Below are 25,215 nucleotides of genomic sequence, written 5' to 3' on the forward strand. Positions count from 1 at the left end.
TTTATTAGTAGCAGAGTCATACGATATCGTACATCGAACGATGGCGAAACCACCGGAACTCACCCGCGACAACGAGGGGGCGTGGAAGTTGGCGGGGTCGTTCAGCAGCGGTCGGTATCAGTTCAGCGTGACGCCCGCCGCGGAGCGGCTCCTCCGGGACGAACTCGGATACGACGAAGGGGATATCGTCCCGTGGAACTGCTTTCGGGCGCTCGTCTACGCCGGAGACGCGTCGCTCCCCTCCGCGACGGATAGCCCCGTCGAGACCGGAGACGATTTGGCCCGACCGAACGGCGACGTCGAGATGGCGGACGCGGAGGCGAGCGCGCTCGCCGAGCACCTGCAATCGAAACGGTTCGACGAACGCCAGCGCGAGGCGCTTTCGACCCACGTCGAGACGACCGAATCGCTCGTCCGTGAAGGGGAAGCATCGGACGGGACGCCCGAATCGGATGCGGGCTTCTCCTCGCCGAAGTCCGCGTCTACCGCATCGGACCGCCGCTCCGCCACGACCGTCCTGCACGTGAGCGATTCGCACCTCAAACCCGGAGGGGAGAGCGACGTGGACGGCGTTCACGGTCTCGATGGCTTCGCGAAGGCGGTGGACGTCGCCGTCGGCGCGGCCGTCGATGCGGTCGTCCACACCGGGAACCTGTTTTCGAGCGCGACACCCTCAGACGAGGTGAACGCCGCCTGTCGCGAGCGACTGGAGCGACTGCACCGACGCGACATCCCGTTCTTCGTCGTCACGGGTCGAAACGAGGTCGAGGATACCGACGCGCTCGATGCGCTGACCGAAACGGCTGGCGTGCGTCGCCTCGGGACCACGCCGACGACTATCGACGAGTCGGTCGCCCTGTACGGCATCGACCACCGGCGAGACGCCGGGGCGTGGAATGGGGAGATTCGCCTCGAAGACCCCGAAGAGCACGGTCCCAAACTGTGTTGCATCCACCAAGCGGTTTCCCCGCCGTACTCGGAGTACGGCGCGGACGTCGAGGCCTACGAACTGGCCATCGAGCACATCGACGGCTGGGTCGATGCGTTCCTCTGTGGCGGAACCGACCGCGCGGTCGAATGGGAGGGCGACGACCTCTGTGTCTACTACACCGGAACCACCGACGCCGCGCGGGTGCGCGACGACGAGGACGAACCCCTCGTGAGTTTGTTCACCGTCCGCGGGGAGTCGTTCGAGCGCGAGACGATTCCGCTCGACGGGTACGACGCGAGCGAGCGGGAGCGCGAGCGAGCGAGAAGCGAACGGGAGAACGGACGCGAACGGAAGAACGGTGACGAGAGGGGTGGCCATCCCGGCAGCGAGATGCAGTCCCGAGAAGCGACGAATCCCGACGTTCGACCCCGTATCGACGCCATCGGGTCGCTGGCGACGATGCTCGGCGACGCGGGGACGCCCGATTTCGAGGATCGCTCGACGGCGGAACTCGCGGACATGTACGCGCTCTTTTCGGACGTCAAGGGGCAGGTCGAAACCCTCCGAACCGAGGTTCGGGACGTGCTTTCCTCGCGCGTCGGCGAGGGGGAAGAGGTTGCGGGGTCGTTCGGGTCGGTCAGCGGCCGTCGCCGGACGCGAAAATCGCTCAAGGACGCGGAGACGGTTCTTACGGAGCTCGCCAGACACGGCGTCTCCCGGGAGGACGTCGTGACCGAACGGGTGGACGGGACGAAGGTCGAGGACGCCATCGAGGAACGGAACCTCGACATCAACGAATCGCGCCTTTACGATATCAGCGAGAACGACTACGTTCGGCGGGACGACATCGACCGCGACGCGCTTCGACGGCGGTTCGAGGAGTAGGGTGGACTTACTCCGGGAATACCGATTGCGGGAGATACGCCGAGACGACCCAGTTGGGGGCGTCCACGACTTCGTTGATTTTGAGGTCCACGACGGCGGAACACAGCAGGTACGCCTCCGAGCGCGTCAAGCCGCGGGTTCGGTGGAGGTGCGAAATCATGTGTCGAATCGCCTTCTTGCTGGCGTCCATCAGGTCGTCGCTGATGCCGGTCGTGGCGTACACCCGGCCGCCGTCGCTCGCCGAAAACGGCCCGTCCGTCTCGAACTGCGGTTGCTCGATGTCCATGCCCGAGACGAGTCGGAGGCGGGCCGTCACCGTCATCGGCGCTTCGATGCCCGTGACGCACACTTCGCCGTCGCCCTGCGCGCCGTGGCAATCGCCGATGCTGAACCGCGCGCCCGCGACTTCGACCGGCAGGTACAGCGTCGAGCCCGCGGTCAGGTGCTTCACGTCGAGATTGCCGCCGACGCGGCGCGGGGGCGTCGTGCTGTGCTCCCCGCCGTCGGCGGGCGCGACGCCGAGGTTGCCTGGGAAGGGCGCGAGCGGGACGTCGATTCCGTTCACGAAGTGGCCGACGTCGCCGTCGAGGTCCCAGACGTGCAGCCCCGGGTCGGGGAACTCCTCGGGGAGCAGTCCGGTTCCCTCGTCGCCGCCGTAAAAGTACGAGAAGCCGATGCCCTCGTGGTCGAACGAGAGGAGGTCCACCGCGAGCACGTCGCCGGGTCGCGCGTCCGCGACGTCGACGGGACCGGTCAGGGCGTGGCCGGGGAGCGTCCCCGCGAGGGCGGCGACGTCCTCGACGTTCGAGTCCGCGTCGAGGCGGCCGTTCGTCGCGTCCCGACAGTCGAAGCGCACCACGTCGCCCGATTCGACCGTTCGAATCGGGTCGTGGTCTCGGCTCCAACTCGTGTGAATGTGCTCGTCTCGGGTAGGTATGTGGTGGTCCGGGGATGGGGTCTGTGACATCGGCGTACACCCGAGTAGAGACGGAACGGGTATAAAATTCGTTCGCGGATTCCGGTGGCGTATCGATTACCGGACGGTGTAGCCGCCGTCGAGGACGATGGTCTCGCCGGTCATGTACGCGGAGGCGTCGCTCGCCAGATACACCGCCGTCGGGCCGAGCATCTCCGGCGACGCCATCTCGTCCTGCAACATCTCGCCCGTCCAGATATCGACGGCGTTCTCCGCGACTTCCGCACCTTGGTCCGCGTTGTCGGTGGCGACGTAGCCCGGTGCCAGATTGTTCACGCGGATGCCGTGTTCCGCCCATTCGGAGGCGAGTTGATTCTTGAAGCCTTCTAATCCGGCCTTCGAGGCGTTGTAGGCCACCTGTCGCTGGGGATGGTTCGCGATGAACGCCGACATCGACGAGACGTTGAGAATGACGCCGCCGCCGTCCCCCATCATCTCGCGGCCCGCGGCGCGCGAGCAGAGGAACGCGCCCGTGAGATTCGTCTCGATGACCGCGTGCCACTCGTCGAGCGACATCGTTTCCGCCGCCTCGTGGACGACGATTCCGGCGTTGTTCACGAGCACGTCTATCCCGCCGAACCGTTCGACGGTCGCTTCGACCATCGCCGCCACATCGTCCTCGTCGGTCACGTCGCATTCGACCGCGAGGGTTTCGACGCCCGTCGTGTTAGCAAGTTCGTCCGCGACGGTTTCGCCCGACGCCGCGCTCCGATTCGCAACGACGACGTTCGCGCCGACGTCGGCCAGCGCGGTCGCAATGGCGCAGCCGATACCGCGATTGCCGCCGGTGACGATGGCCGTCCGGTCCCGCAGGTCGAACGCATCGAGTACGGTCATGGTCGTACCACCGAACGGTACCCACAAAACGATTCGCCCCGAAATCACGACGAACGCGACCGGTTCGGACGCCCGACCGGAGGTCGTTCTCGCAAAGCATTATACCGTTTCGGCGCCTTTCGTGGGACGATGTGTCAATACTGTTCCGTTCGCGAGGAAGGCTGGACCCAACTCCTCGCCTACGACGACGTGTATCAACGCGCCGTCGGTTCCGGCGGCGACGACGAGTACGGGTTCCACGAATCGTGGGACGACCTCCGCGACCAACTCGCGTAGTCACCGTCGCGGGAACGGTCCGCTCTCGGCGAGCGGGGATTCCGTCTCTTCGTCCTCGACGAGACAGCGGTCGAGTTCGGCGGTCACCTCCGTCTCGTCGATGTCGGTGCCGATGAGCACGAGACGGGTCTCCCGCTCGTCCGGGGACCACTCCCCAAGGGGGCCACAACGAACCGAGGGTCCGGCCTGATTCAATCCCATGGCGTTGTCGTCCCATCCGGCGATCCAACAGATGCCCTTGGTTCTGGCGAGATTTCCGTCCCAGTCGTCCAGCCACGCGTTCAACCGCTCCGGGTGGAACGGGCGCTCTCGCTCGTAGACGACGGTTTCGATGCGGTCGGCGACGGATTCCCCTGTATCGTGTGCGTGCCCTCCGCGGTCGTCATGGTCGTGGTCCGCGTGGATGTGGTTCCCCTCGTGGTCGTGCTCGTCCTCACCTCTCGCCAGCGCGCGTTTCCAGCCCGGCGATTGGCGCGCGTCGTCGAAATCGAACCGTCCGGTGTCGAGGATTTCGTCCGCGGGAACCTCCGAGTACGTCGTTCGAATCATGTCCGCGTTCGGTTGCAGTTCCCGCACGAGGGCCGCCACTTCGTCGAGGGACTCGTCGGAAACGGCGTCACACTTGTTCAGCAACAGCAGGTCGCAGAACTCGACGGTTTCGACCAAGACGTCGGTCAGCGGCCGCTGTCCGTCCGCCACTTGGTCGCTCAACTGCCCCGTTTCCGCGTCGAACGCGTTGGCGAATCCGACCGTATCGACGACCGAGACAACGGTGTCGAGTCGGTACTCCTCGGTCGGGTCGGGCGTTTCGTCGTCCATCCCGAGCAGCGTCCGCGCGAGCGGGATGGGCTCGCTCACGCCCGACGCTTCGATGAGGAGGCAGTCGAACTCGCGGTCGTCGAGTCTGGAAAGGGTCGAGCGGAGGTCGTCCTGTAGCTGACAACAGATACAGCCGTTGGAGAGGTCGATTACGTCGTCGGTTTCCCCCTGTATCAGCTCGGTATCGACGTTCATCTCGCCCACGTCGTTGACCACGACCGCGACCCGTCGGTCCCCCGGGTCGCGGAGGACGTGATTTATCAGCGTCGTTTTGCCCGCCCCGAGACAGCCCGTTACCACCGTGATCGGCGTTCGGTCGTCTCCCATGGGGTTGCCTTCGGGATGCGGCATCATAGCGTTTGGTTGTGAAAACGAACTGATTTTTTCGCTCGTCGGGGTCGGACGTCGGTCGCGTGGCTCGTGTGCGTCGTGGAAACCGCGCGCGATTAATTTCTAAATAGTAAATATTATATTAGAAATTTAAAGTATGAAAATAAAATAGAGTGTGCGGATACGGGGCTGAATTGGTCGGAATAAATACTAGTACCCCTATTCGATATCTGTAACGGCCGTTCCGTCCAAACGTGCGCCGCACCGATCATATCTGAACACATGCTGAAGATACAAGGACAGTATACGTATAATAGGAATCAATACGCGTATCTTGAGTGAATAACTAAACAATACCGTCACACATATCGTGAACTACTGAACACCACACTCAATGGCGTATATCGTCGAATTCACGCGTTTCAATCCGTTTTGCGTCTATATTCACGCATTCACAAAACGTAAATACGCGGCATTGGTACTGCGTGACGATGGTGGGTGATTCCTCCCCGAGTCGTCCGCTGAAAACCGTCGAGACCGCCATCGATATCGTCGATGCGATTCAGCGGTCCGACGGTTCGGACGTTCAAGAACTCGCTCGGGAATTCGACCTCGCACAGAGTACGGTCCACGGCTACGTGAAAACGCTCGAAAATCGTGGTTACCTCACCGTCGACGACGGGGAGTACCACGTTGGTCTGGAATTCTTGAACAAAGGTGGTCACGCTCGCAAGCGAAAACGCGAGTACGACTTCATCATCGGAAAACTGGACGACTTGGCCGAGCAGACCGGCGAGCGCGTTCAGTTCATCGTCGAGGAGAACGGTCGTGGCTACTATATCCACACGTCTATCGGCGAAAACGCCGTCCACGTCGATGCCCACATCGGAAAGAAGATTCACCTCCACGCGAGTTCGGCCGGGAAGGCGATTCTCGCTACCCTTCCCGAGGAACGCGTCCACCAAATCCTCGATCGGTGGGGAATGCCCGAGTACACCCAGCACACCGTCACGGACCGCGAGGAACTGTCCGACGAACTCCACTCGATTCGAGAGATGGGCTACGCGACGAGCGAACAGGAGTCCATAACGGGACTTCGAGCGGTCGGCGCGCCGATACAGCCGTACGAGTCGAACCCCATCGGCGCTATCAGCTTCTCCGGACCGGCGCATCGTCTCACCGGCGACTGGTACGACGAGGAAGTACCCAACCTCGTCCTCGGCGTCGCCAACGAAATCGAGTTGGACCTCAAATATCAGTAACGGACGACCGTCGCGAGACGGAAACCGGTCGCCCTTTCACGATATTCGAATTGCTCCTTCGCCGATGATTCGGTAGTTGGAACGTAATTATTAAATACTAGTTCGAGAAGGCCGTGTCTGTTGATGACTGGTAACAAGAACCGTGTCTCACGGCGACAGTTCATAGCAGGAACGGTGGCAAGTAGCGCCCTTCTCGCGGGCTGTACGAGTAGCGGCGGCGGCGGTTCCTACCCGAGCAAGGATATGACCTACATCGTCCCCTTCAGCCAAGGCGGCGGGACCGACACCTACGCTCGCAAGGTCGTCCCCGCGATTGGCGACGAACTCGACACCGACATCGCCATCGAAAACGTCCCCGGAGCGGCGTCGCTGAAGGGTACCGGCGAGATACTGCGGGAGAAATCCGACGGCTACACGTTCGGGGGTTTCAATCCTCCGTCGACGCCGATCTCCTACCTCGTCCACGACCCGAGTTGGGACATCACGAACCTCGTTCCGGTGGCGACGTACGCCCGGACGCCGTACGCCGTTTTCGCACGCCCGGACCTCAAGATAGAGGGGATGAAGGATTTGACGAAGCGGTATAAGAACGGCGACCTCTCGAAGTTCGCCGGGCTGGCTCGCGGCGGCATCGTTCACGTCGCGGCGAACGTGATGAAGGCGGAATACGACCTGCAGTACCAGAAGTACATCGGATACGACGGCGGCGGTCCGGCGATCAAAGCCGCCATCTCCGGCGAGGTCCCGGTCGTCGCGACGACCGACACAGCCGCGATGAGCGCCGTCGAATCCGGCGATCTGGAACCCGTGGCCATCCTTTCGAGCGAGGGAAGCAACGTGTTCAAGGACGCCCCGTCACCCTCGGACGAGGGGCTCCCGAGCATCGACTACATCGGGCAGCTGACCCGCTGTATGTTCCTCCCGAAGGGAGCGGAGACGGAGAAACGAGACACGCTCGAAGAGGGTGTGAAATCGGCCCTGAAGAAGGATTCGGTGCAACAGTGGTCCGAGAAGACGGGAAACATCGTCGAGTTCGGCGGCCACGAGAAGGCCAAAAAGGCGCTGAACGACTCCATCGAGACGATTCCGAAGAAAGTCGATCTGGACAAAATCGCGAACGAATAACGCACACACACCTACACAATGACAGAAGATTATCTGGATACGTACGATTACGACGTCGCCGTGGTGGGGAGCGGAACCGCGGGACTCGTCGCTGGTCTTCGCGCCGCGGAACTCGGCAACTCGGTCGCAGTCCTGGAGAAAGCGCCGAAGGAGCGCCAGGGTGGGCACACCCGATTCAGCGAATCCTTCCGCGTCCCGTCGGTCGGAACGGACCTCGAACAGTACGGTTACGAGTTCGCCGTGGACGACTACACGACGGCGGACTTCCGACGGGACATCATGAGCCAGACGAGCGGCAAAGCCGACGACGAGTTGACCGACACCCTCGTCGAGAACGCCGGGGATACCGTCGAGTGGTTGACCGCGGCCGGTGTGGACTGGCAGATGGAACCGCTCGCTGTGGGATACACCGCCGCTCGAACGTGGTTCGACGGGGAGGAGTACGTCGAGACCCTCACCGCCGCCGCCGAGGACGAAGGTGCGGACTTCTGGTTCGAGACGGAAGCGGAGTCGCTGCACCGCTCTCCGACCGGCGAAATCGACGGACTCACCGCACGAACGGCGGACGGACGGGTGAATTTCGAGGTCGGCGCGGTCATCCTCGCGGCGGGCGATTACGGCTCCAGCGACGAGAAACGGGTTCGCTACTACGGCCCCGGCTACGACGAGATGAGCGTCCGCGGCAGTCGGTACAACACCGGGGAGGCCCTGATGATGGCCGAGTCGGCAGGCGCGAACCTCGTCGGTCAGTGGGGCGGCGCACACATGGCGCTCATCGACGCGGCGTCGCCGGACGTCGAAGGCGGCGCGAATCGCGTCGACGGCTATCAGTACGGTGCCATCCTCAACGACCATGGCGAGCGATTCGTCGACGAAGGAGAGGACGCCAGAGCGCACACGTACGCGAAGTTCGGTCGCCTCATCTTCGAACAGCCGAATCACGTCGCGTACATCGTCCTCGACTCGAAGACACAGGAAATGGTGCGGGCAACCGGTCCGTCCGACCCGGTTCGTGCGAACGACCTCGAAAGCCTCCTCTCGGAGGTCGGCTGTAGCGACCCCGCGGTCGGTGCGGAGACGGTTCGGGCGTTCAACGACGCGTGCGACCCGGGCGAGTTCGACCCGAAAACGCTGGACGGCAACGCGACGGACGGACTGCCCCTCGAAAAATCGAACTGGGCGATTCCGATAGACGAACCGCCGTACTACGCCTACGCGGTGACCGGCGGCATCACCTTCAGTTTCGGGGGGGTGAAAATCGACACCGACGCGACGGTCATCGACACCCGCGACAGGTCGATTCCCGGCCTGTTCGCCGCGGGGAACAGCACGGGAGAACTGTTCTACGACAACTACCCCGGTGGAACGGCACAGACCAACGCGGCCGTCTACGGGAAAATCGCCGCGGAATCGGCTGATACGCACGTACAACCATGAGCAACGAAGAGCGATCGAAGACCCTCGAACGAAGTCCGGTGACGCCGCTCGCCGAGTTCCTCCGAGAGGTCGACGGCGGGCCGGTGTTCTTCGGATTCCTCATCGCCGTCGCCGGATACATGTTCGTTACCGCCGCCGGGTTCACCGCTTCGGCGCGGCTGTTCCCCAGACTCGCAGCCGGAACGGTACTCGTCGCCGGTGCGCTTCGGCTGGCGGTAACGCGGCTGAATATCGGCGTCGAGCGGAGCGAATCGGTCGTACTGAGCGGTGGGCAGTCGGAGGCGAACGACGACGAAGAAGCGTCGCTGGAATCGATGCTCGTCCTCGGGTTCCTGATCGCCGGGTACGTCCTCGGCGGGTTCCTCGTCGGGTTGTTCTGGTTGACGCCGCCGTTCGTCTTCCTGTACCTCCTGTACAACCGCCAACCGCTCTGGCGGACGGCGCTTCTCACCGCGGTCATGACGGGGGTCGCCTACGGATTCATGACGCTCATGAACCTCGACCTGCTGACGGGGGGATTCTGATGGCGGACGTTGGCATCCTCGTCGAGGCGACGAAGACGATATTCGCGTGGCCGAACGTCCTGCTCATCCTGCTCGGCGTCCTCATCGGCATCATCGGCGGCGCGTTGCCCGGCGTCGGCGGTGCGCTCACCGTCGCGATAGCGATGCCGTTCACGCTGGGGATGGGAAGCACGAGCGCCATCATCTTCCTCATGGCGATTTACAACGGCGTGATGTACGGCGGCAGCATCTCGTCGATTCTGTTCAACGTTCCCGGAGACTCCTCGGCCGCCGCGACGGCGATAGAGGGCTATCCGATGACGAAACAAGGGCGCGCGATAGACGCGCTGACGATTTCGGCCCTCTCCTCGGGACTCGGCGACCTCTTCGGCGCCATCGTGATCATCCTCCTGATGCCGGTGATGGTCTCGTTGGTGCTGATGTTCGGGACGCCGGAGTACTTCCTGATAGCGGTCTTCGGCCTCTCGCTCATCATCGTCGTCTCCGACGGGTCCTTCCTCAAGGACGTGATGGCGGGCGGGTTCGGTGCGCTCATCGCCACCATCGGCGTCGCGCCGATGTCGGTGTCGGAGCGATACACCTTCGGGATGCTCGGACTCTACGACGGCGTTAACTTCGTCGCCGCGCTCATCGGCATCTTCGCCATCTCCGAGATGCTCCGGCTCAGTCTCCGGGACGGTAGCATCTCCCGCGACGGCGACGTGAGCCTGAGCGGGAGCGTGAAATCGGGTATCTCGGACGTGCTCTCGAAACCGCTGACGTTGATAAAATCGTCCAGCATCGGCCTCTTGGTCGGTGCGATTCCCGGGTCCGGCGGGTCGGTCTCGACGTTCATCGCCTACGGAGAAGCGAAACGGTCGAGCACGGACCCGGACGCGTTCGGAACCGGCGTCGAGGACGGGGTGATCGCAACCGAGTCCGCGAACAACGCGACCGTCAGCGGCGCGCTGATTCCGACGCTGACGTTCGGCATTCCGGGAAGCACGACGACCGCGGTGCTCATCGGCGCGCTCATGCTTCACGGATTGCGGCCCGGCCCCGCGCTGTTCGACGAACAGATAGGACTGACCTACTCGATTTTCGCCACGCTCGTCGTCTGCAGCGTCGTGATAATCGTCTTCGGGTTGCTCGTCGTTAGATGGGCGGGATACATCACGACGGTCAACACCGACCTGATAATTCCGGTCATCGTCTGCCTCTCGGTGTTGGGAGCATACTCACTTCACTCGAACTACATCGACGTGTTCGTCGTCCTCGTGATGGGTATCGTGGGCTATCTCATGGATTCCTACGGCTACTCGCTCGTTGCGTTCCTGTTGGGACTCATTCTCGGGCCGATAGCCGAGGAGAACCTGTACCGGTCGCTCCAACTGAGCGGCGGCAGTTTCGACATCTTCCTCGCGACGCCGTTGCGCATCGTGCTCGTGGCGATGATCCTGTTCGTCGTCGTCGGGCCGTACGTGCGACCGCTCTTCCACCAGCTGCATCGTCGGGCAACCAACCAGTGATCCACCGATAAAATCACTTTTCGATCTTAGAAATCAATGAATCAAGAGACGATTCGCTGTGCGTTAGTACGGGGCGGAACCAGCAAGGGAGTCCTCATCGCGAGCGGTGAACTCCCGGCGGAACACCACGACGAGGCGATACTCTCGGTGTTCGGAAGCCACGAACCGCGACAGGTCGATGGACTCGGCGGCGCGACCTCGACGACCTCGAAACTCATGGTCGTCTCCCCGAGTTCGCGGCCCGACGTGGACGTGAACTACACCTTCGGACAGGTCGGCGTCACGGAACCCCTCATCGACTACGGGGGGAACTGCGGGAACATGACGACGGCCATCGGGCCGTTCGCGTACGACGAGGGACTCATCGACGCCGTTCCCGACGCGGACGGTCGCGTCTCGCTCACCCTCTACAACACGAACACGGAGACGAAACTGGAACAATCCTTCCCGGTGGACGGGACGCGCGCGGTATCGACCGGTTCGTTCTCCATCGAGGGCGTCCCCGGGACCGGCGCGCGGGTCGATACGACGTTTCTCGATCCGGGTGGGTCGAAAACGGGGTCGCTCTTTCCGCTGGGGGGGCCGACGGTCACGGTCGAAACCGAACACGAGCGTATCGACGCGACGGTGTTGGACGTGACGACGCCCGTCGCGTTCGTTCGAGCGAGGGACCTCGGTCTCGACGGGACGGAAGGGCCGTCCGTCGTCGATACGGATGGACCGCTCCTCGAACGAATCGAACGGATTCGAGCGCACGTCTGCGCGGAACTCGGACTCGTCGATGACCCCGACGGTGCGGCGCGGGAGTCGCCGGGCTATCCGAAGCTCGCGTTCGTCTCCGAACCGCAGTCGTACGAGACGGAAAACGGTCGAGTCGATACGGAACGTATCGACCTCACGGCGCGCATCATGAGCATGCAGTACCTCCATCCGATTTACGCCGTGACCGGCGGCGCGTGTACGGCGGCGGCGGCACTGCTCCCCGGAACGATTCCGAACGAGGTCGCGGCCGCGAGCGGAACCGAAGTAACGCTCGGGCATCCGCGGGGGACGATGACCGTTTCGGTCGGCATCGAGTCGGATTCCGTTCGCTCCGTGACGGTCTCTCGAACGCAGCGCCGTCTCATGGAGGGAACAGCGTTCTACACGGTATCGGACTCGGTTTCCAACGGGTAAGAGATACCGAGCGTCGAAACGGACGACCAGCCCCGTCGAAGTATTTCTAGACAGTAATACCGGTCAGTATTTCCGTATTTCCTATTTGGTGTTACTGGATGATAATACCAATGTGGTCGTCGTCGAACGTCGGTTCGCGGTCGGAATGAGAGACAGCCAATTCAGGCCTTCGCGCCCGCCACGCCGCCGCCGATGGCTGCGCCGCACTCGTTACAGGCGACTAAGTAAAACCGTTTCGAGGCCGCGAAGAAACCCGTCGTGGCGTCCATCTCCACGAATTCGACGTCGGACTTTTCGGAGAGTTCCGCTTGACATTCGGGGCAGTGTACCATACCCCGAATTGTGATAACTAACCTATAGCTTTTTTCTTTCAAGCACCGCCACCGGCCTTCGCACCAGCGACGCCGCTTCCGATAGTCGCGCCGCAGTCGGCGCAGTTCACGACGTAGAACCGTTTGGAGGCCGCGAAAAAGCCGGTCGTGGCGTCCATCTCCACGAAATCGACGTCCGACTCCGTTTCGAGGGTCGCACCGCAGTCGGGGCAGTGTACCATGACTGCACCGTTTGCGCGGAGTGTTAAATTTCCTATGGAATCGATCATCGGGGGAAACACGACACCACCGACGTCGCCGAAAAACGGGTCGCGGTCGTTAGCTCTCCAGCGTCGCGTCGAGCGTGATGTCCGGTCCGGCGAGCGCCTTTGAAACCGGGCAGTTCTCCTTGGCGTTCTGCGCGAGGTTGTCGAATGTCTCTTCGTCGATGTCGGGAATCTCCGCCGTCAGCGTCAGGTCGATGCGCGGAATCTCGAAGCCGCCCCCGTCCGCTGGTTCGAGGTGCACGTCCGCCTCCGTCTGGAGGCTGTCCGGCGTGTAGCCCTCCTCTTCGAGGAACGCCGTCAGTTGCATCGAGAAACAGCCGGAGTGGGCCGCGCCGATGAGTTCCTCGGGGTTCGTTCCGGGTTCGTCCTCGAAGCGGGTCGGGAACCGGAACGTTCCCTCTATCTGGCCGCTCTCCGTTTCGAAGTCGCCGCTTCCGTCCTTTCCTCCTTGCCACGTCGTGTCGGCTTGTCTTGCAGGCATCGTCACGCCCGGCTACAGTCGGCAGTCGTATGGAAGTATCGGCCCCCGGAGTCCCGGTTGGCGTCAGTCGAGGACGAGGGAAGTTATATAACTCCCCTCCGGGAAAAAACGGACGAAGAGGGCAATGACTCGCGAATCCACCACGCCCGTCAGGACGACAGCGCGGTCGCTCGACATCATCGACGCGCTGCGCGAACTCGACGGTGCTCGCCTCACGGAAATCGCCGCCCACCTCGACCTCCCCGACAGCACGGTGCACAACCACCTCCGAACGCTCGTGCAGCGGGGGTACGTGGTCAGGGACGGGAACACGTATCACGTGAGCCTCCAGTTCCTCGATTTCGGGGAGTACGCCCGCTCCCGGCGCAAGGTGTACGAAGTCGCCAGCCCCGAAATCGACGAGCTGGCGTCCGAAACCGAGGAATCGGCGAACCTCCTCGTCGAGGAGGACGGCATGGGCGTGTACATCTACAACGCACAGGGTGGAAACGCCATCCCGCTCGATACGCATCCCGGAACACGCGTCCCGCTCCACGCCACCGCGCTCGGGAAGGCCATCCTCGCGTTCCTCCCGGAGAGCAAGACCGAATCGATTTTCGACCGTCGTGGGTTGCCCGCCCAGACATCGAAGACGATAACCGACCGCGACGAACTCCGCGGCGAACTGGCGGCGGTCCGAGAGCGAGGCTACGCCGTCGATGACGAGGAGCGCGTCCGCGGCGTGCGCTGTCTCGCGGTCGCCATCAAGAACGAAAACGGACAGGTCATCGGGGCCATCAGCGTTTCCGGCCCGGCGAGCAGAGTCGAGGGCGACGTCCGCGACCGACTCTTGGACGGCCTCCGGAGCGCGAAGAACATCATCGAACTGAAGCTTGCACACGCGTAGCGCGGGCGTCGAACACCGTTCCCGCCCGTATCCCTTCCGTCCGCATCACTTCCGTCCACATCTCTCCCGTTCGTTCTCCGCACACGCTCAGGCGTGGAGCGTATCGTGCATCTCGGTGATGAGGGTGTTGCTGGAGTCTTGGGAAAGCTCCCAACACATCCCGCCGCCGTATCCGTTGGTCTTCACGAACGAGGCTTTGTTGGAGATGGACGACACGTCGTCGTAGGAGACGAACATGTTTTCGGCGGCCGAGTACAGCCACGGTACCTTCGCGTCGGAGTGCCAGTGGTACTCGTAATCCGACTGCGGCTTGAGGTTCTCCACGACTTCGGAGTACGTCACCGACGTAGACGAGTCGAAGGAGTTGAACAACCCGTCGTTGGTGGACGCCACGCCCGAGTAGGACCGCCCGTAAAACGGCATTCCCATGACGAGTTTGTCCTTCGCTATTGATTTGTCCGCCCAATACTGCATGTGGTGTTTGGTGTCGAAATCCGACGATGCGGTCGGCGCTTCGAACGGCGCGTTGAAATTCGTCTCGCTGCTCCAACTTCCGTGATAATCGTAGGTCATGACGTTCACGTGGTCGAGATACTCGCTGATGGTACCGACTTCGTACGCATCGTCCACGATATTCGGGTTGGGAGACCCGGCCATCGTCAAGTGCGTCCACGAGCCGAATCGAGCGTCGAGTTCGTCACGACACGCTTTCAAGAGTAGTGTGAAGTTGTGGGGGTCCTCCGAACGAACAGACCCGTCCGGGAACTCCCAGTCGAGGTCGAGACCGTCGAAGCCGTACCGTTCCATGACGTCGACGGCCGTCGTGGCGAATCGTCGGCGTCGTGCCGCGGTCGATGCGGCGTCCGAGAACGTCCCCGAGTACCACCCGGCGCTGATGGAGAGGAGGAACACGGTTCCTGTGTCGTCGTAGGTCGCCAACTCGCCGAGGAGGGCTTCGTCGGCGGAATCGGCCACGCTGACCGTGCCGTCCGATCGGACGTCGAGGAAGGCGAAGTTCATGTGAGTGAGTTTGTCGAAGGGGATGTCCGCGGGGGTGTATTCGCCCGCGTAGGAGGGGTAATAGCCGACGACCCGGTTGCCGTAATCGCCGTGTGCCGAGGCGATTTCGACACCGAGCGTCCCGGTCACCGCCAGTGCGCCGGTCCCCTTGAGGAACTCGCGTCTCGATGCGTCGGTAGTTATTTTTCGGCCGATGCGTTTCGGTACATGTTTCTCGCCGTTCGACATACGTCACCAACGACGGTTCGAGAATGAATAAATTTTATGTGAATTGCTAAGAAATATATACGCTCAGAATTCACCGTCCGTCCCCTTTGACGGGACCCCAACCGTTATACGACCGACGCGAGCACTGTTCGCTATGACTGCAGCGATGCGTCTGTCCGCCGTCGCGTGGGCGGCGAAGACTCGGCGCGAAATCCGAGACGTCGGGGCCGCCGACGGGTCGGTTCTCGTCGTTCCCGTCGGCAGTATCGAACAGCACGGCCACCACCTCCCGGTTTCGACCGACACCCTGCTGGCCGACGCGGTGGCCCATCGCGGTGCCGAACGCGCCGACGACGACGTTCCCATCCTCGTCACGCCGCCGGTCTGGTCGGGGTTTTCGCCACATCACCTCTCGCTCGGCGGGACCATCTCGCTCGAACTCGACGACCTCCTCGATGCGCTGGCGGACGTGGCCGATACCGCGCTCGAAAACGGGTTCGACGGACTCTGCTTCGTCAACGGTCACGGCGGCAACGCGGCCGCCATCGGCAACGCCGTCAGCGTCGTCGGAAAATCCCATCCGGATGTCGAAGTCGCGGGGCTAACGTACTTCCAACTCGCCGAACCGTTCGTCGACGAGGTTCGAGAGAGCGAACCCGGCGGCATGTCCCACGGCGGCGAGTTCGAAACCTCGCTGATGCTCCACCTCTACCCCGAACTCGTTCGGATGGAGGACGCGGACGCGGAGTATCTCGACGAACCGTACGACCGCGGCACCAAGGACCTGCTCGACGGCGGCCCGCTTGCGACGTACCGGCCGTTCGAGGAGTACTCGGACACCGGGGCCATCGGCGACCCGAAACTGGCGAACGCGGAAAAGGGAGAGGAACTCCTCGACCGATTGACCGACGAACTGGCGGACGTGTTCCGGAACGTCTCCGAACAGGCGCGCTAACGACGATACCGTTCTCCGCTTTCGCGTCTCGTCACTCTCATCGTCCCGGTATGACTCGTCAGTAATACTTGGAGAATCGCTGGTCGCCGAAACGTAGAACGTCCGAATACAGCGGTTAAGACGTCTAACACGGACTCCTCGGTTTTCCGGAGGAAAATACTCCCAGATATTGCCGTCTAGAGATACTACCCAGTATTAACATTTAGTACTACCATTCAGTATTACTAGTCATCGTCCGGTATCGTCACCGGCAATCGCCCGGACGGGGTTCCCTTCCCGGCCAGCAGTTCCGCCGCCGCGGCGAGCGACGCGGGCGTGTCGTCGTACGTCGTCAGGTACGTCTCCACGTTCGGCATCGCCGAGAGGTCGTACGGGTTCCGCGTTGCAACGACGATAGGGTTCGCGCCCGCCTCTTGCAGGGCTCGGACGACCGCTGCTTGGTCCGGATTCGAGGCGGCGTCGGACGTACAGACCACCGTTTCGCGGGACGAGTCGGTTCGTTCCTCCGGTAGTTCCCCCGGTGCGAGCACGGTGCCATCGACGGCGACGCCCGCCGCCGACAGGGCCGACGCGAACGCGCCGCCGCGGCCGGACGCCTCCTCCGCGGGCGACGCGCGGCCGCCGTCGAACTCGTAGACAGAAACGCGCTGGGCGAGCGGAAGCGCGTCGGCCTCGTCGCGGACGAGCGTGACGCCACGTTCGGCGACTTTCCGCGCGGTGACCCGGCACTCCGCGGCGCCGTCGTTCCATTCGTTCTCGCCGCCGACGTAGCCCGCTCCGTAGACCCGTTTGGCGCGGAGGACGCGCCGAACCGCGGCGTCGATGTGGGACTCGGCGATGCGCCCCGATTCGACCGCTTCGATGACGGCGTCGATGGCGGCGCGCTGTTTCGCCGGTGTGTGCGAGACACAGAGTTGGTCGCACCCGGCCTCGACCGCTTGCACACAGCCTTCGACGGTTCCAACCCCGTCGGCGATGGCGTCCATCTCCATGCAATCCGTGACGACCAATCCCTCGAACCCCAGTTCCTCTCGAAGGAGGTCGGTGACGACGCGGGGGGAGAGCGTCGCCGGTCGCTCCGCGTCCTCCGCGATGGTCGGAAACGCGACGTGCGTCGTCATTATCGCGCCGATACCGGCGTCGATGGCGCGCCGGAACGGTTTCAGTTCCACCGCGTCGAGGCGTTCCCGGTCGTGGTCGATGACCGGCAGGTCGAGGTGGGAATCGACCGCGGTGTCGCCGTGTCCCGGAAAGTGCTTCCCGCAGGCGACGACGCCCGCGTCCTGTAACCCATCGGCGAACGCCGCGCCCAGTTCCGCGACGCGCTCGGGTCGTTCGCCGAACGACCGAACACCGATGACGGGGTTGTCGGGGTTGTTGTTCACGTCGAGGACCGGCGCGAGGTCGATATCGACGCCGAGCGCGCGCAGTTCACGCCCGACAGCTCGCCCCGCGCGGGACGCGAGTTCGGGGTCGTCCGTCGCACCCAATGCCATCGCGCTCGGCAGTTCGGTACCCCACGGGAGGCGCGCGACTCGGCCGCCCTCCTGGTCGATGGACAGTAGCAGGGACGGCTTTCCGTCGGGGACGAACCCCTGTAACGTGCGCGAGAGAGTCCGAAGCTGTCCCGGCGATTCGACGTTCCGGCTGAAGTAGATGACGCCGCCGAGGTGGCGCTCGGAGACGAGTTCTTCTATCGCCGCGGTGGGCGTCGTCCCGTCGAAGCCCGCGATGAACAACTGCCCGACCTTCTCGGGGAGCGACAGGGACGACACGTCCACCTCGAAATCCGTGTGAGTGGCGGGTGGGTTCGTCGATTCCGCCGACTCGGGTTCGGTTGTCGAACTCATCGGTATCAGTACCGCCTGTAATCTTCTCGCACGTCGAGGAATTCCGTCCGGTCGTCTTCCCACCTGTCCGCGATGGTTTCGGCGATGTCACGCGGTTCGGACGACTCGTCGGCGGCGTCTATCGTCTCGCGGAGATAGCTCCCGCCCGCCAGCTTGTCGATGAAGAACTCGTCGTCGTAGGCTATCCACTCGCAGTCGTCGTATGCCGTGAACGCCGAAGAGAGGACCGTCAGACCGACCGTCACGGGGTCGATGGCGTCCCGGTCGAGGACGTGTATCTGGACGCCCGTCACGTTCTCGCGCTCGTGTTTGGAGAACGTCGGCGAGAAGTACGCCGGGCGGAAGGCGACGCCCTCCAGCCCTTGGTTCGAAAGCTCCGCCGCCCAGTCGTCCGCGTCTATCCACGGCGCGCCGACGAGTTCGAACGGCTTCGTCGTCCCGCGCCCCTCCGAGAGGTTGGTACCCTCGAAAAAGCACATGCCGGGATATAACGTGGCCGTTCCCGGCGTCGGCATGTTCGGCGACGGGTACACCCACGGGAGGCCGGTATCCGAAAACCAATCCGACCGCGACCAGTCGCGCATCTCCACGACCTCCACGTCCGCGCCCACGTCGAACTCGCCGTTGAAGTAGGTCGCCAGTTCGCCGACGGTCATCCCGTGGACGATGGGGAGTTCGTACGCGCCGACGAACGAGGCCACCTCGTCGTCGATTCGGTTGCCCGCGACGGATAGCGGCGAGATGGGATTCGGCCGGTCGAGGACGACCATCCGTTTTCCGGCCTCCGCGACCCCTTTCAGCGCGTAGCCCAGCGTGTAGATGAGCGTGTAAAACCGGCACCCGACGTCTTGCATATCGTAAATAACGGTGTCGATGCCGTCCATCATCTCGGGGGTTAGCTGTTTCTGGTCCCCGTAGAGGCTCTTCACCGGAAGACCGGTGCGCTCGTCGATGCTGTCCTCGACCTTCACGCCCGCTTGCGCGTCACCCCGAATCCCGTGTTCAGGCCCGAACAGCTTCCGGAGATCGAACTCCTCGCGGGCATCGAGGAGGTCTATCGTGGTGGTGAGGTTGCTGTCGGTTCCCGACGGGTTCGTGATGAGTCCCAATCGTTCTCCATCGACCGTCTCGAAACGGTCGTTCAGCAACCGTTCTACGCCGAGTGTTACCATATCTTCGGCAATGCGGTACCCCCTTAAAAAACCCCGTGTGCGAGATGATAGGTATCAATATAATTACATCATGGGGGCGAGATTTTATTTCACTTCTTCCCCTGTTCGCCTCTCGCTCATCCATTCGATAACCCACTCACTCACCGAGTGGCGCGGCGGCGACGTCGAACCAGTCGAGGTGGTCCTCGGTCAACAGCGCGTGGTTGTAGACGCGAAGTTCGTCGCCGAGGTCGCCGACGTCGGTCACGAATCGCCGCCACTCCGCTTCCGAACCGATGACGGCGGGGTCGAGGGTGAGGCCGACATCGACCGGTAGTTCGACCGCCTCCCGATACCCCCGCACGCGACGGCGAGCGAGGTCGCGGTCGTCGGTGTAACAGAGCGCGACGATGCGGTCCAGATGAGTGCGAACGCGGTCGAGGACGACACCCGCGGGCCATCCGTCGTTCGGGTCGCGCCCGAGGCCGTCCGACGCCGAGTAGGTTAGCTCCACGTCGCCGCTAGCCGCCGCGATGCGTTCGAGGAACGAGTCGATGACCGACGCGCGGAAGTCGAAGAGGTCGGCGAGAACGGGATACTCCTCCGCGAGTCGGGAGAGCGATTCGATTTGGGGAGTCGGCGTCCGAAGCACGTCGCGGGCGAGCGACTGGACGACCTCACGGGCGCGTTCGAAATTCACCTCGTGGCTCGCCGCCCGCGTTCGGCAGGCCGAACAGAAACACTGCGAGAGGAGGACTTCTTCCGGCTTGCCGCGGACGACGTGGTTTTTCGAGTGGCCGAACGCGGCACCGTGGCCGTGGAAGGCGTTCGGAAAGCCGAGCGATTCGAGGTTGATGGCGGCGATATCGTACTCGGCGAGCGAGCGCACGACGCCCTCGAAGTAGTCGTGAACCTCGGGATGGGACGGACAGAACGCGTGGTCGTGGGGGTCGCCGAAGGCGCTTTCGACGCGATACTCCGGGTTCGACGCGCCGAGGTTCGTGTTGTGGAAACAGACCAACCACGCCGTCACGTCGATATCCGCCTCGGTCAACCGCTCGACGACCTCGCCGAACGGCTCGGGATGGCCGTCGATTTCGTTCACGGGCGGGTCGATGGGCGTATCGGCGAACGACTCCGGGTCGGGGCGAAAGTAGCACCCGCCTTCGTACGATTCGAACAGACCGTCGGAAGAACGCGGTTCGAGGGTTCTGATGGAGTGATAGTGTGCGGCGACGGTGACGCTCGTCACGCCCAGTTCGGCGAGTTCCCGTCTCGTCGTCTCGGGGGGCTGCGAGAGTAAACGCCACGGATAGCTCCAGACTGCGACCATACCAGCCAACGTCGGCGCCGTGTAATAAATATTCCCCGGCCGCGGCGCGAACGGGACGTCGAATCAGTCGAAACGCCCGGCGGCGACCATCGCGTGAAACCGCTCGCGGAAGCGGATGAGACCGGTGTCTTTCCCGTCGTAGACCTGGTTCGTGAGCAGGACGGCGAACCGGTCGCGGGCGTGGTCGAGCCACAGCGAAGTGCCGGTGTAACCCGTGTGTCCGAGTCCGACGCGCGACCAGTTCGGCGCGGGATACGTCCCGTCGGCGAGTCGCCACCCGAGGCTGTGGCGGGTATCGAGGTCCGGCACCCAGTCGTCCTGCAACCGCTCGACGGTGGCCGAAGAGAGCAGCGTTCCGTCCGCGGCGAGGTACGCCCGCGCGAACGCCGCGAGGTCGTCGACCGTCGTGAACAGACCCGCATTCCCGCTCTGGCCGTTCATGGCCCAGCCGAGCGGGTCGTGGACTTCTCCGCGGAGGATGCGGCCGCGGTACTCGCGGTCGTAGGTCGCGGCGACGTTCGAGACGTCTTCCAACGGCCCGAGTCGGGAGGTTTCCATCCCGGCGGGACCGAACACGTGCCGCTCCGCGAGTTCGCCGAGTGAGCGGTCGGTCGCGCCCCTGAGCGCCTCGGCCAGATGGACGAAGTTGAGACAACTGTACTCGTTTCGACTGCCGGGTTCGGCTTCGAGTATCGACCGGTTTCGAAGGCCCGCCAGCACGTCGCTCGGCGACTCCCACGATTCCGCGAACGAATACGGCTGAAAGCCGGAACTGTGGGTCAGCAGTTCGAGTAGCCGAACGTCGCCGCGCCGATAGCCGTCGAGGGACGGGACGTGCCGTCGGAGTTCGTCCGACAAGGTGATGGCGCCCGATTCGACGAGCGAGAGCGCCGTCGTCGCCGTCACGACCGGTTTCGTCAGCGACGCGCCGTCGAAAATCGTCTCGCGGGTCATCGCCGCGCCGCGCTCGGGGTCGCGTTCGCCGACGACGCCGACCGCATCGATACCGTCCGCCGTCCCGACCGCCGCCGCGGCACCGGGATAGACGCCTTCCTCCAACCCGCGCGCGAGAACCGCGTCGAGCGAGTCGCCTCCTGTGGAGCCTCTCATTCCCGTGGACGAGGGGAGCGAACCGTCTTAATCCCTCCGTCCGGTCCGTCCGCGGTGAACAACCTATTTGTGGTCGCCGACGCAAAGAACGACTCGATGACCTACGATTCGCTGTTGTTCGACGTGGATGGCGTCCTCCTCGCGTTCCATCCCGACCACCCGACGGTCTACCGGCAGGCCGTCGTGGAGACGTTCGACGCGTTCGACGTGTCGCCCGAGGACGCCCACGTGGACGCCTTCATCGCCGGGGGAACTATCGACGAGATGCGGCGTGCGTGCGACGACCTCGGCATCGATTTCGGGCGGTTCTGGCCGGAGCGCGAGGCGAACACGTCGCGCCTCCAATCCGGGATGATGGACCGTGGCGAGCGGGTCCCCTACGACGACTGTACGGTCCTCTCGGACCTCGCCGCGCATCACGACATGGGGGTCGTCAGCAGCAACCAACACGCGACCATCGAGTACATGCTCGACCGGTTCGACTTCGACCACCTGTTCGAGACGGCCTACGGCCGTGAACCGACGGTCGAGGGATTCGAGCAGACCAAACCCGAGACGTACTACATCGAGCAGGCGATGGCCGACCTCGACGTGACCGACGGCCTCTACGTCGGCGACAGCGCCTGTGACGTTCGCGCCGCCCACCGCGCGGGGCTCGATTCGGCGTTCATCCGACGACCACACCGCGATGGCTACGACCTCCCGGAGGACCCGACCTACGAGGTGGAGTCGCTCGCGGACCTCATCGACCTCCCCGGTGTCGTTGATTCCGCGTAAGGACCGCCGTTTCAACCCGCTCCCCCCGTTTTCGTCCGTTCTCCATCCGTTCCCCCACCCATTCTCCGCCCGGTTTCGTCCGACCGGATTTTCGTCGTTCTCGAAACGCGACCACCTCGCGTCGGACACTGGATATCGTTTCGACACAGCCGAAACGGAACGGAGCGGTCTCGAAGCGCCGTTTTAGAACGGTGTCAGAGGATTTCACGTCGTATTCGCGGGAGGAACACATTCGGGAGAGAAGAAACGACGGCACACCGCGTGTGCGAATACCTCTCGTGGACGAATACGGCGTTCCCCGCTCGAACAATCCCATTACGGAGCTATGTCTGTAACGGGGATGCGAATCGTGTGTTCGGCTCACTTCTCGACGAGTTGTAACTCATATATTTTCGTGACGAATCGGGGGCGATTTCGGGTCCGCCGAAGCTCCCCTCTCGACCGATGGAAACGAAGATAGCAGTCCGCATGACCGCTGAGAGGAGGAAAACCAGTGGTACGCGGTTCGACGGAATCGAAAGCCGAGGGTTCGTGGAGCGAGAATACCGCGGCGAATCGAACGGTCGAAAAAGGGGACGAGACGGAGCGACGGGCGCTCACGTCGGCGGGCAGCGCTTGCCCATGACGACCGGTCGGACCGCACCGGTCGCGTCGGGGACGTTGTTCGGCACACCGTCCAGCGCCGCCGCGGCGAGCAGGGCGAACGCGGCGGCCTCTTTTGCGTCGCTTCCGACGCCGTACTCGTCGATGGTTCGGACCGGGGCGCTCACTGCGGCGTCGAGCATGTCGAGGAGCACGGGGTTGTACGCCCCGCCGCCCGAGACGACGATTTCGTCCGGCGCGTTCGGGAGAAATCGCCGGTACGCGTCGGCGATGGAGCGGGCCGTCAACGCCGTCGCCGTCGCCACGACGTCCTCGTCCGTGCAGTTTCGCTCCCGGCAGGCGGCGACGAACTCCCGTGCGTACGAGCGGCCGAACTGCTCCCGTCCGGTGGACTTCGGCGGTTCCGCACGGAAGTATGGCTCGTCCAACGCATCGTCGAGTATCGCGTCGTGGACCGTCCCCTCGCGGGCCATGCGACCGTCGCGGTCGTACGTCCGCTCGCCGTCCGTCAGGAGTTCCACGACGCCGTCGATGACCATGTTTCCGGGTCCCGTGTCGAAGGCGGTCACGTCCTCGCGCTCCGCTCCGGGCGGCAACGCGGTGCAGTTCCCGATGCCGCCTACGTTCTGTGCGACGCGGAACGACTCGTCGTCGGCGAACAGGGCGAGGTCGGCGAACGGAACCAGCGGCGCACCGTGTCCGCCGACCGCCACGTCCGCGGTGCGAAAGTCAGCGACCGTCGTGACGCCGGTTCGCTCGGCGATGTAACTCCCGTCGCCGATCTGGAGCGTCGAACGGCGTCGGTCGTCGCCCACCGGCAGTCGTCGTGGCTCCGGTTCGTGACGAATCGTCTGGCCGTGCGACCCGATGGCGTCCACGGCCGAGATATCGAGGTTCGCGGCGTCTGCCGCCGATTCCGCCGCGTCCGCGAAGACCGCCGCGAGCGCGACGTTCAGCCGACAGGCCTCGGCGACGGACCCTTCGTCCGAGCAGACGCGTTCGAGTCGCTCGCGGAAGGCCGAGTCGTACTCCCGCGTGACGAACGATTCGACGGTCACGTCGTAGTCGCGTATCGTCTCGCCGTCCCTCCGAATCCGACAGCAGGCCGCATCGACGCCGTCGAGCGACGTGCCCGACATGAGGCCGACGACGACGCGCTCGGTCACGCCGTCACCCCCTCGATTTCCTTCGTGAACGTCTCGTAGGCCAGCCACGGCTCGAAACCGAGTTTGGCGTAGTAGTCCACGAGGTCCGTCCAATCGATGACCATCCGGTCGTAGCCCGCATCGCGGTAGCGCTCGGCCAGCGTGGCGACCAGCCACAACCCCAACCCGCGGCCGCGGTACGCCTCGTGGACGCCGAGCGGCCCGAGACCGCAAACGTCACCGTCGAGCCTCCCCGCCCAGTTGACGTTGCCACCGCGGTATCCTGATTCGAGTGTGTTAGTCCGAACGAACCCGACCGGTGTTCCCTCGTTTCTGAGGAGCCAGTAGTCGTCGCCGCCGCCCGGCACTCGCGTGAAGTTCTCGGCCTCGTACTGCCAGCGACCGGGGAACTGGTCGGACAGGAAATCCAACAGCGTATCCGCGTCCGCGCCGACCCGTTCGAGCGTCAGGTCCGGCCACGTGTCTCTCACCGCCGCGATTCTGTCCGGGGATTCGTACTCGTTGAGGTCGGCCAGAACGTCGTGAAACGTCCTGCCGACAGAGAATCCGGCGTCCCGGAGGGTCGCTTCGAGGTCCAAACACTCGCTCGGGACGCCGGGGAGGAAGTGACCTGGGTCCCCGCCGAAACGAACGCGGGTCACGCCCCGCTCTGCCATCTCTCCTTCCACGGTGGCGAGCAGGTTGCTGGCGACCGATGTTGCGTCTCCCGCTTCCCCGTCCACCGCGAACAGGCTGAGCCATCCCAACTCGCGGCCCGTGTAGTCGGGAATCGACTCAACGAGTCGCTTTCCGAGCGCGAATCCGACGAATTCGTCGTCTTCGAAGACACCCCACGCGGTTACGTCGATGCCGTCGAACGGGGCGAAGACGTTCTGTGTGACGAGCCTATCGGGAATCGAAAAATCCGGATGGGAGCGATTCCAAACGTCGATTCCGGCGAAAACGCTGTCGTAGTCGGTGAGTCGGCGGCACTCGGTGGTCATCTCCCCGCT

At 63.6% G+C, this 25,215-nt stretch carries 24 protein-coding genes; 11 read left to right on the forward strand and 13 right to left on the reverse strand.

What is annotated here, in order from left to right; genetic code table 11:
• Positions 1-40: 40 nt before the first annotated feature.
• Positions 41-1,816: a metallophosphoesterase gene (locus V5735_RS20825; protein WP_423747066.1), complete on the forward strand. Its 1,776-nt coding sequence runs from the start codon at positions 41-43 to the stop codon at positions 1,814-1,816.
• A 7-nt stretch (positions 1,817-1,823) separates the two neighbouring features.
• Here V5735_RS20825 and V5735_RS20830 read toward each other — a convergent pair whose 3' ends face one another.
• Positions 1,824-2,783, reverse strand: a complete 960-nt coding sequence (locus V5735_RS20830; RefSeq protein WP_423747067.1) for an acetamidase/formamidase family protein — start codon at positions 2,781-2,783, stop codon at positions 1,824-1,826.
• 66 nt (positions 2,784-2,849) lie between these two features.
• The gene (locus V5735_RS20835; RefSeq protein ID WP_423747068.1) at positions 2,850-3,629 is read right to left on the reverse strand and encodes an SDR family NAD(P)-dependent oxidoreductase; all 780 of its coding nucleotides are present in this window, start codon (positions 3,627-3,629) and stop codon (positions 2,850-2,852) included.
• Between the two features lie 129 nt (positions 3,630-3,758).
• On the opposite strand from V5735_RS20835, the gene V5735_RS20840 reads away from it, so the two are divergent.
• A complete protein-coding gene (locus V5735_RS20840) occupies positions 3,759-3,905 on the forward strand; it encodes a hypothetical protein (RefSeq protein ID WP_007983385.1) in 147 nt (48 codons plus the stop codon).
• Here V5735_RS20840 and V5735_RS20845 read toward each other — a convergent pair whose 3' ends face one another.
• A complete protein-coding gene (locus tag V5735_RS20845; RefSeq protein WP_423747069.1) occupies positions 3,906-5,051 on the reverse strand; it encodes a CobW family GTP-binding protein in 1,146 nt (381 codons plus the stop codon).
• A gap of 494 nt (positions 5,052-5,545) precedes the next feature.
• On the opposite strand from V5735_RS20845, the gene V5735_RS20850 reads away from it, so the two are divergent.
• The 6 genes from V5735_RS20850 to V5735_RS20875 all read left to right on the forward strand — a co-directional run bounded on the left by V5735_RS20850 (position 5,546) and on the right by V5735_RS20875 (position 12,086).
• Positions 5,546-6,316 carry an IclR family transcriptional regulator gene (locus V5735_RS20850; protein WP_423747070.1) on the forward strand — a complete coding sequence of 257 codons (771 nt, stop codon included), beginning with the start codon at positions 5,546-5,548 and terminating at the stop codon, positions 6,314-6,316.
• Positions 6,317-6,490: 174 nt separating this feature from the next.
• A complete protein-coding gene (locus tag V5735_RS20855) occupies positions 6,491-7,441 on the forward strand; it encodes a Bug family tripartite tricarboxylate transporter substrate binding protein (protein WP_423747071.1) in 951 nt (316 codons plus the stop codon).
• Positions 7,442-7,459: 18 nt separating this feature from the next.
• On the forward strand, positions 7,460-8,878 hold the full coding sequence (gene tcuA, locus V5735_RS20860; protein ID WP_423747072.1) for an FAD-dependent tricarballylate dehydrogenase TcuA: 1,419 nt from the start codon (positions 7,460-7,462) through the stop codon (positions 8,876-8,878).
• The gene (locus V5735_RS20865) at positions 8,875-9,402 is read left to right on the forward strand and encodes a tripartite tricarboxylate transporter TctB family protein (protein ID WP_423747073.1); all 528 of its coding nucleotides are present in this window, start codon (positions 8,875-8,877) and stop codon (positions 9,400-9,402) included. Before tcuA ends, V5735_RS20865 begins: the two co-directional genes overlap by 4 nt.
• Positions 9,402-10,910, forward strand: coding sequence for a tripartite tricarboxylate transporter permease (locus V5735_RS20870; protein ID WP_423747074.1), 1,509 nt, complete (start codon positions 9,402-9,404; stop codon positions 10,908-10,910). Before V5735_RS20865 ends, V5735_RS20870 begins: the two co-directional genes overlap by 1 nt.
• A 36-nt stretch (positions 10,911-10,946) precedes the next feature.
• On the forward strand, positions 10,947-12,086 hold the full coding sequence (locus tag V5735_RS20875) for a PrpF domain-containing protein (protein WP_423747075.1): 1,140 nt from the start codon (positions 10,947-10,949) through the stop codon (positions 12,084-12,086).
• 161 nt (positions 12,087-12,247) lie between these two features.
• Here the strand turns inward: V5735_RS20875 and V5735_RS20880 are convergent, their stop codons facing one another.
• The 3 genes from V5735_RS20880 to V5735_RS20890 all read right to left on the reverse strand — a co-directional run bounded on the left by V5735_RS20880 (position 12,248) and on the right by V5735_RS20890 (position 13,165).
• Complete coding sequence (locus tag V5735_RS20880) at positions 12,248-12,418, reverse strand: hypothetical protein (protein WP_007983401.1); 171 nt, start codon at positions 12,416-12,418, stop codon at positions 12,248-12,250.
• 38 nt (positions 12,419-12,456) lie between these two features.
• Positions 12,457-12,639, reverse strand: coding sequence for a hypothetical protein (locus tag V5735_RS20885; protein ID WP_026177913.1), 183 nt, complete (start codon positions 12,637-12,639; stop codon positions 12,457-12,459).
• 97 nt (positions 12,640-12,736) lie between these two features.
• On the reverse strand, positions 12,737-13,165 hold the full coding sequence (locus V5735_RS20890; RefSeq protein ID WP_423747076.1) for an OsmC family protein: 429 nt from the start codon (positions 13,163-13,165) through the stop codon (positions 12,737-12,739).
• Positions 13,166-13,289: 124 nt separating this feature from the next.
• Here V5735_RS20890 and V5735_RS20895 point away from each other — a divergent pair, with 124 nt between their 5' ends.
• Entirely contained in the window at positions 13,290-14,051 is a 762-nt protein-coding gene (locus V5735_RS20895) for an IclR family transcriptional regulator (protein ID WP_423747077.1), read from the forward strand.
• Between the two features lie 87 nt (positions 14,052-14,138).
• Here the strand turns inward: V5735_RS20895 and V5735_RS20900 are convergent, their stop codons facing one another.
• Positions 14,139-15,299 carry a glycosyl hydrolase family 18 protein gene (locus tag V5735_RS20900; protein WP_423747078.1) on the reverse strand — a complete coding sequence of 387 codons (1,161 nt, stop codon included), beginning with the start codon at positions 15,297-15,299 and terminating at the stop codon, positions 14,139-14,141.
• 133 nt (positions 15,300-15,432) lie between these two features.
• Here V5735_RS20900 and V5735_RS20905 point away from each other — a divergent pair, with 133 nt between their 5' ends.
• Positions 15,433-16,233, forward strand: a complete 801-nt coding sequence (locus V5735_RS20905) for a creatininase family protein (RefSeq protein WP_423747079.1) — start codon at positions 15,433-15,435, stop codon at positions 16,231-16,233.
• A gap of 224 nt (positions 16,234-16,457) precedes the next feature.
• On the opposite strand, the gene nagZ is transcribed toward V5735_RS20905, so the two are convergent.
• The 4 genes from nagZ to V5735_RS20925 all read right to left on the reverse strand — a co-directional run bounded on the left by nagZ (position 16,458) and on the right by V5735_RS20925 (position 21,677).
• The gene (gene nagZ, locus V5735_RS20910) at positions 16,458-18,083 is read right to left on the reverse strand and encodes a beta-N-acetylhexosaminidase (RefSeq protein WP_423747080.1); all 1,626 of its coding nucleotides are present in this window, start codon (positions 18,081-18,083) and stop codon (positions 16,458-16,460) included.
• 5 nt (positions 18,084-18,088) lie between these two features.
• The gene (locus V5735_RS20915; protein WP_423747081.1) at positions 18,089-19,255 is read right to left on the reverse strand and encodes an exo-beta-N-acetylmuramidase NamZ family protein; all 1,167 of its coding nucleotides are present in this window, start codon (positions 19,253-19,255) and stop codon (positions 18,089-18,091) included.
• A gap of 136 nt (positions 19,256-19,391) precedes the next feature.
• On the reverse strand, positions 19,392-20,567 hold the full coding sequence (locus V5735_RS20920) for a hypothetical protein (RefSeq protein WP_423747082.1): 1,176 nt from the start codon (positions 20,565-20,567) through the stop codon (positions 19,392-19,394).
• A gap of 63 nt (positions 20,568-20,630) precedes the next feature.
• Positions 20,631-21,677 (reverse strand): serine hydrolase domain-containing protein, encoded by a 1,047-nt coding sequence (locus V5735_RS20925; protein WP_423747083.1) that lies wholly within the window; start codon positions 21,675-21,677, stop codon positions 20,631-20,633.
• Positions 21,678-21,731: 54 nt separating this feature from the next.
• On the opposite strand from V5735_RS20925, the gene V5735_RS20930 reads away from it, so the two are divergent.
• Positions 21,732-22,454 (forward strand): HAD family hydrolase, encoded by a 723-nt coding sequence (locus V5735_RS20930; protein WP_423747084.1) that lies wholly within the window; start codon positions 21,732-21,734, stop codon positions 22,452-22,454.
• Positions 22,455-23,050: 596 nt separating this feature from the next.
• On the opposite strand, the gene V5735_RS20935 is transcribed toward V5735_RS20930, so the two are convergent.
• Together V5735_RS20935 and V5735_RS20940 are read right to left on the reverse strand one after the other, a co-directional pair.
• Positions 23,051-24,223 (reverse strand): anhydro-N-acetylmuramic acid kinase, encoded by a 1,173-nt coding sequence (locus V5735_RS20935; RefSeq protein WP_423747085.1) that lies wholly within the window; start codon positions 24,221-24,223, stop codon positions 23,051-23,053.
• The gene (locus tag V5735_RS20940) at positions 24,220-25,206 is read right to left on the reverse strand and encodes a GNAT family N-acetyltransferase (protein WP_423747086.1); all 987 of its coding nucleotides are present in this window, start codon (positions 25,204-25,206) and stop codon (positions 24,220-24,222) included. Before V5735_RS20940 ends, V5735_RS20935 begins: the two co-directional genes overlap by 4 nt.
• Between the last annotated feature and the right edge of the window lie 9 nt (positions 25,207-25,215).

Origin of the sequence: Haladaptatus sp. SPP-AMP-3, assembly GCF_049568665.1 — an archaeon.
Taxonomy (GTDB): Archaea; Halobacteriota; Halobacteria; order Halobacteriales; family Haladaptataceae; genus Haladaptatus; species Haladaptatus paucihalophilus.

What these genes read in the sequence shown, in the direction of transcription:
- V5735_RS20825 (WP_423747066.1), top strand. Translation starts at nt 41, where the DNA reads ATGGCGAAACCACCGGAACTCACCCGCGACAACGAGGGGGCGTGGAAG.
- V5735_RS20830 (WP_423747067.1), bottom strand. Translation starts at nt 2,783, where the DNA reads ATGTCACAGACCCCATCCCCGGACCACCACATACCTACCCGAGACGAG.
- V5735_RS20835 (WP_423747068.1), bottom strand. Translation starts at nt 3,629, where the DNA reads ATGACCGTACTCGATGCGTTCGACCTGCGGGACCGGACGGCCATCGTC.
- V5735_RS20840 (WP_007983385.1), top strand. Translation starts at nt 3,759, where the DNA reads ATGTGTCAATACTGTTCCGTTCGCGAGGAAGGCTGGACCCAACTCCTC.
- V5735_RS20845 (WP_423747069.1), bottom strand. Translation starts at nt 5,051, where the DNA reads ATGGGAGACGACCGAACGCCGATCACGGTGGTAACGGGCTGTCTCGGG.
- V5735_RS20850 (WP_423747070.1), top strand. Translation starts at nt 5,546, where the DNA reads ATGGTGGGTGATTCCTCCCCGAGTCGTCCGCTGAAAACCGTCGAGACC.
- tcuA (WP_423747072.1), top strand. Translation starts at nt 7,460, where the DNA reads ATGACAGAAGATTATCTGGATACGTACGATTACGACGTCGCCGTGGTG.
- V5735_RS20865 (WP_423747073.1), top strand. Translation starts at nt 8,875, where the DNA reads ATGAGCAACGAAGAGCGATCGAAGACCCTCGAACGAAGTCCGGTGACG.
- V5735_RS20870 (WP_423747074.1), top strand. Translation starts at nt 9,402, where the DNA reads ATGGCGGACGTTGGCATCCTCGTCGAGGCGACGAAGACGATATTCGCG.
- V5735_RS20875 (WP_423747075.1), top strand. Translation starts at nt 10,947, where the DNA reads ATGAATCAAGAGACGATTCGCTGTGCGTTAGTACGGGGCGGAACCAGC.
- V5735_RS20880 (WP_007983401.1), bottom strand. Translation starts at nt 12,418, where the DNA reads ATGGTACACTGCCCCGAATGTCAAGCGGAACTCTCCGAAAAGTCCGAC.
- V5735_RS20885 (WP_026177913.1), bottom strand. Translation starts at nt 12,639, where the DNA reads ATGGTACACTGCCCCGACTGCGGTGCGACCCTCGAAACGGAGTCGGAC.
- V5735_RS20890 (WP_423747076.1), bottom strand. Translation starts at nt 13,165, where the DNA reads ATGCCTGCAAGACAAGCCGACACGACGTGGCAAGGAGGAAAGGACGGA.
- V5735_RS20895 (WP_423747077.1), top strand. Translation starts at nt 13,290, where the DNA reads ATGACTCGCGAATCCACCACGCCCGTCAGGACGACAGCGCGGTCGCTC.
- V5735_RS20900 (WP_423747078.1), bottom strand. Translation starts at nt 15,299, where the DNA reads ATGTCGAACGGCGAGAAACATGTACCGAAACGCATCGGCCGAAAAATA.
- V5735_RS20905 (WP_423747079.1), top strand. Translation starts at nt 15,433, where the DNA reads ATGACTGCAGCGATGCGTCTGTCCGCCGTCGCGTGGGCGGCGAAGACT.
- nagZ (WP_423747080.1), bottom strand. Translation starts at nt 18,083, where the DNA reads ATGAGTTCGACAACCGAACCCGAGTCGGCGGAATCGACGAACCCACCC.
- V5735_RS20915 (WP_423747081.1), bottom strand. Translation starts at nt 19,255, where the DNA reads ATGGTAACACTCGGCGTAGAACGGTTGCTGAACGACCGTTTCGAGACG.
- V5735_RS20920 (WP_423747082.1), bottom strand. Translation starts at nt 20,567, where the DNA reads ATGGTCGCAGTCTGGAGCTATCCGTGGCGTTTACTCTCGCAGCCCCCC.
- V5735_RS20925 (WP_423747083.1), bottom strand. Translation starts at nt 21,677, where the DNA reads ATGAGAGGCTCCACAGGAGGCGACTCGCTCGACGCGGTTCTCGCGCGC.
- V5735_RS20940 (WP_423747086.1), bottom strand. Translation starts at nt 25,206, where the DNA reads ATGACCACCGAGTGCCGCCGACTCACCGACTACGACAGCGTTTTCGCC.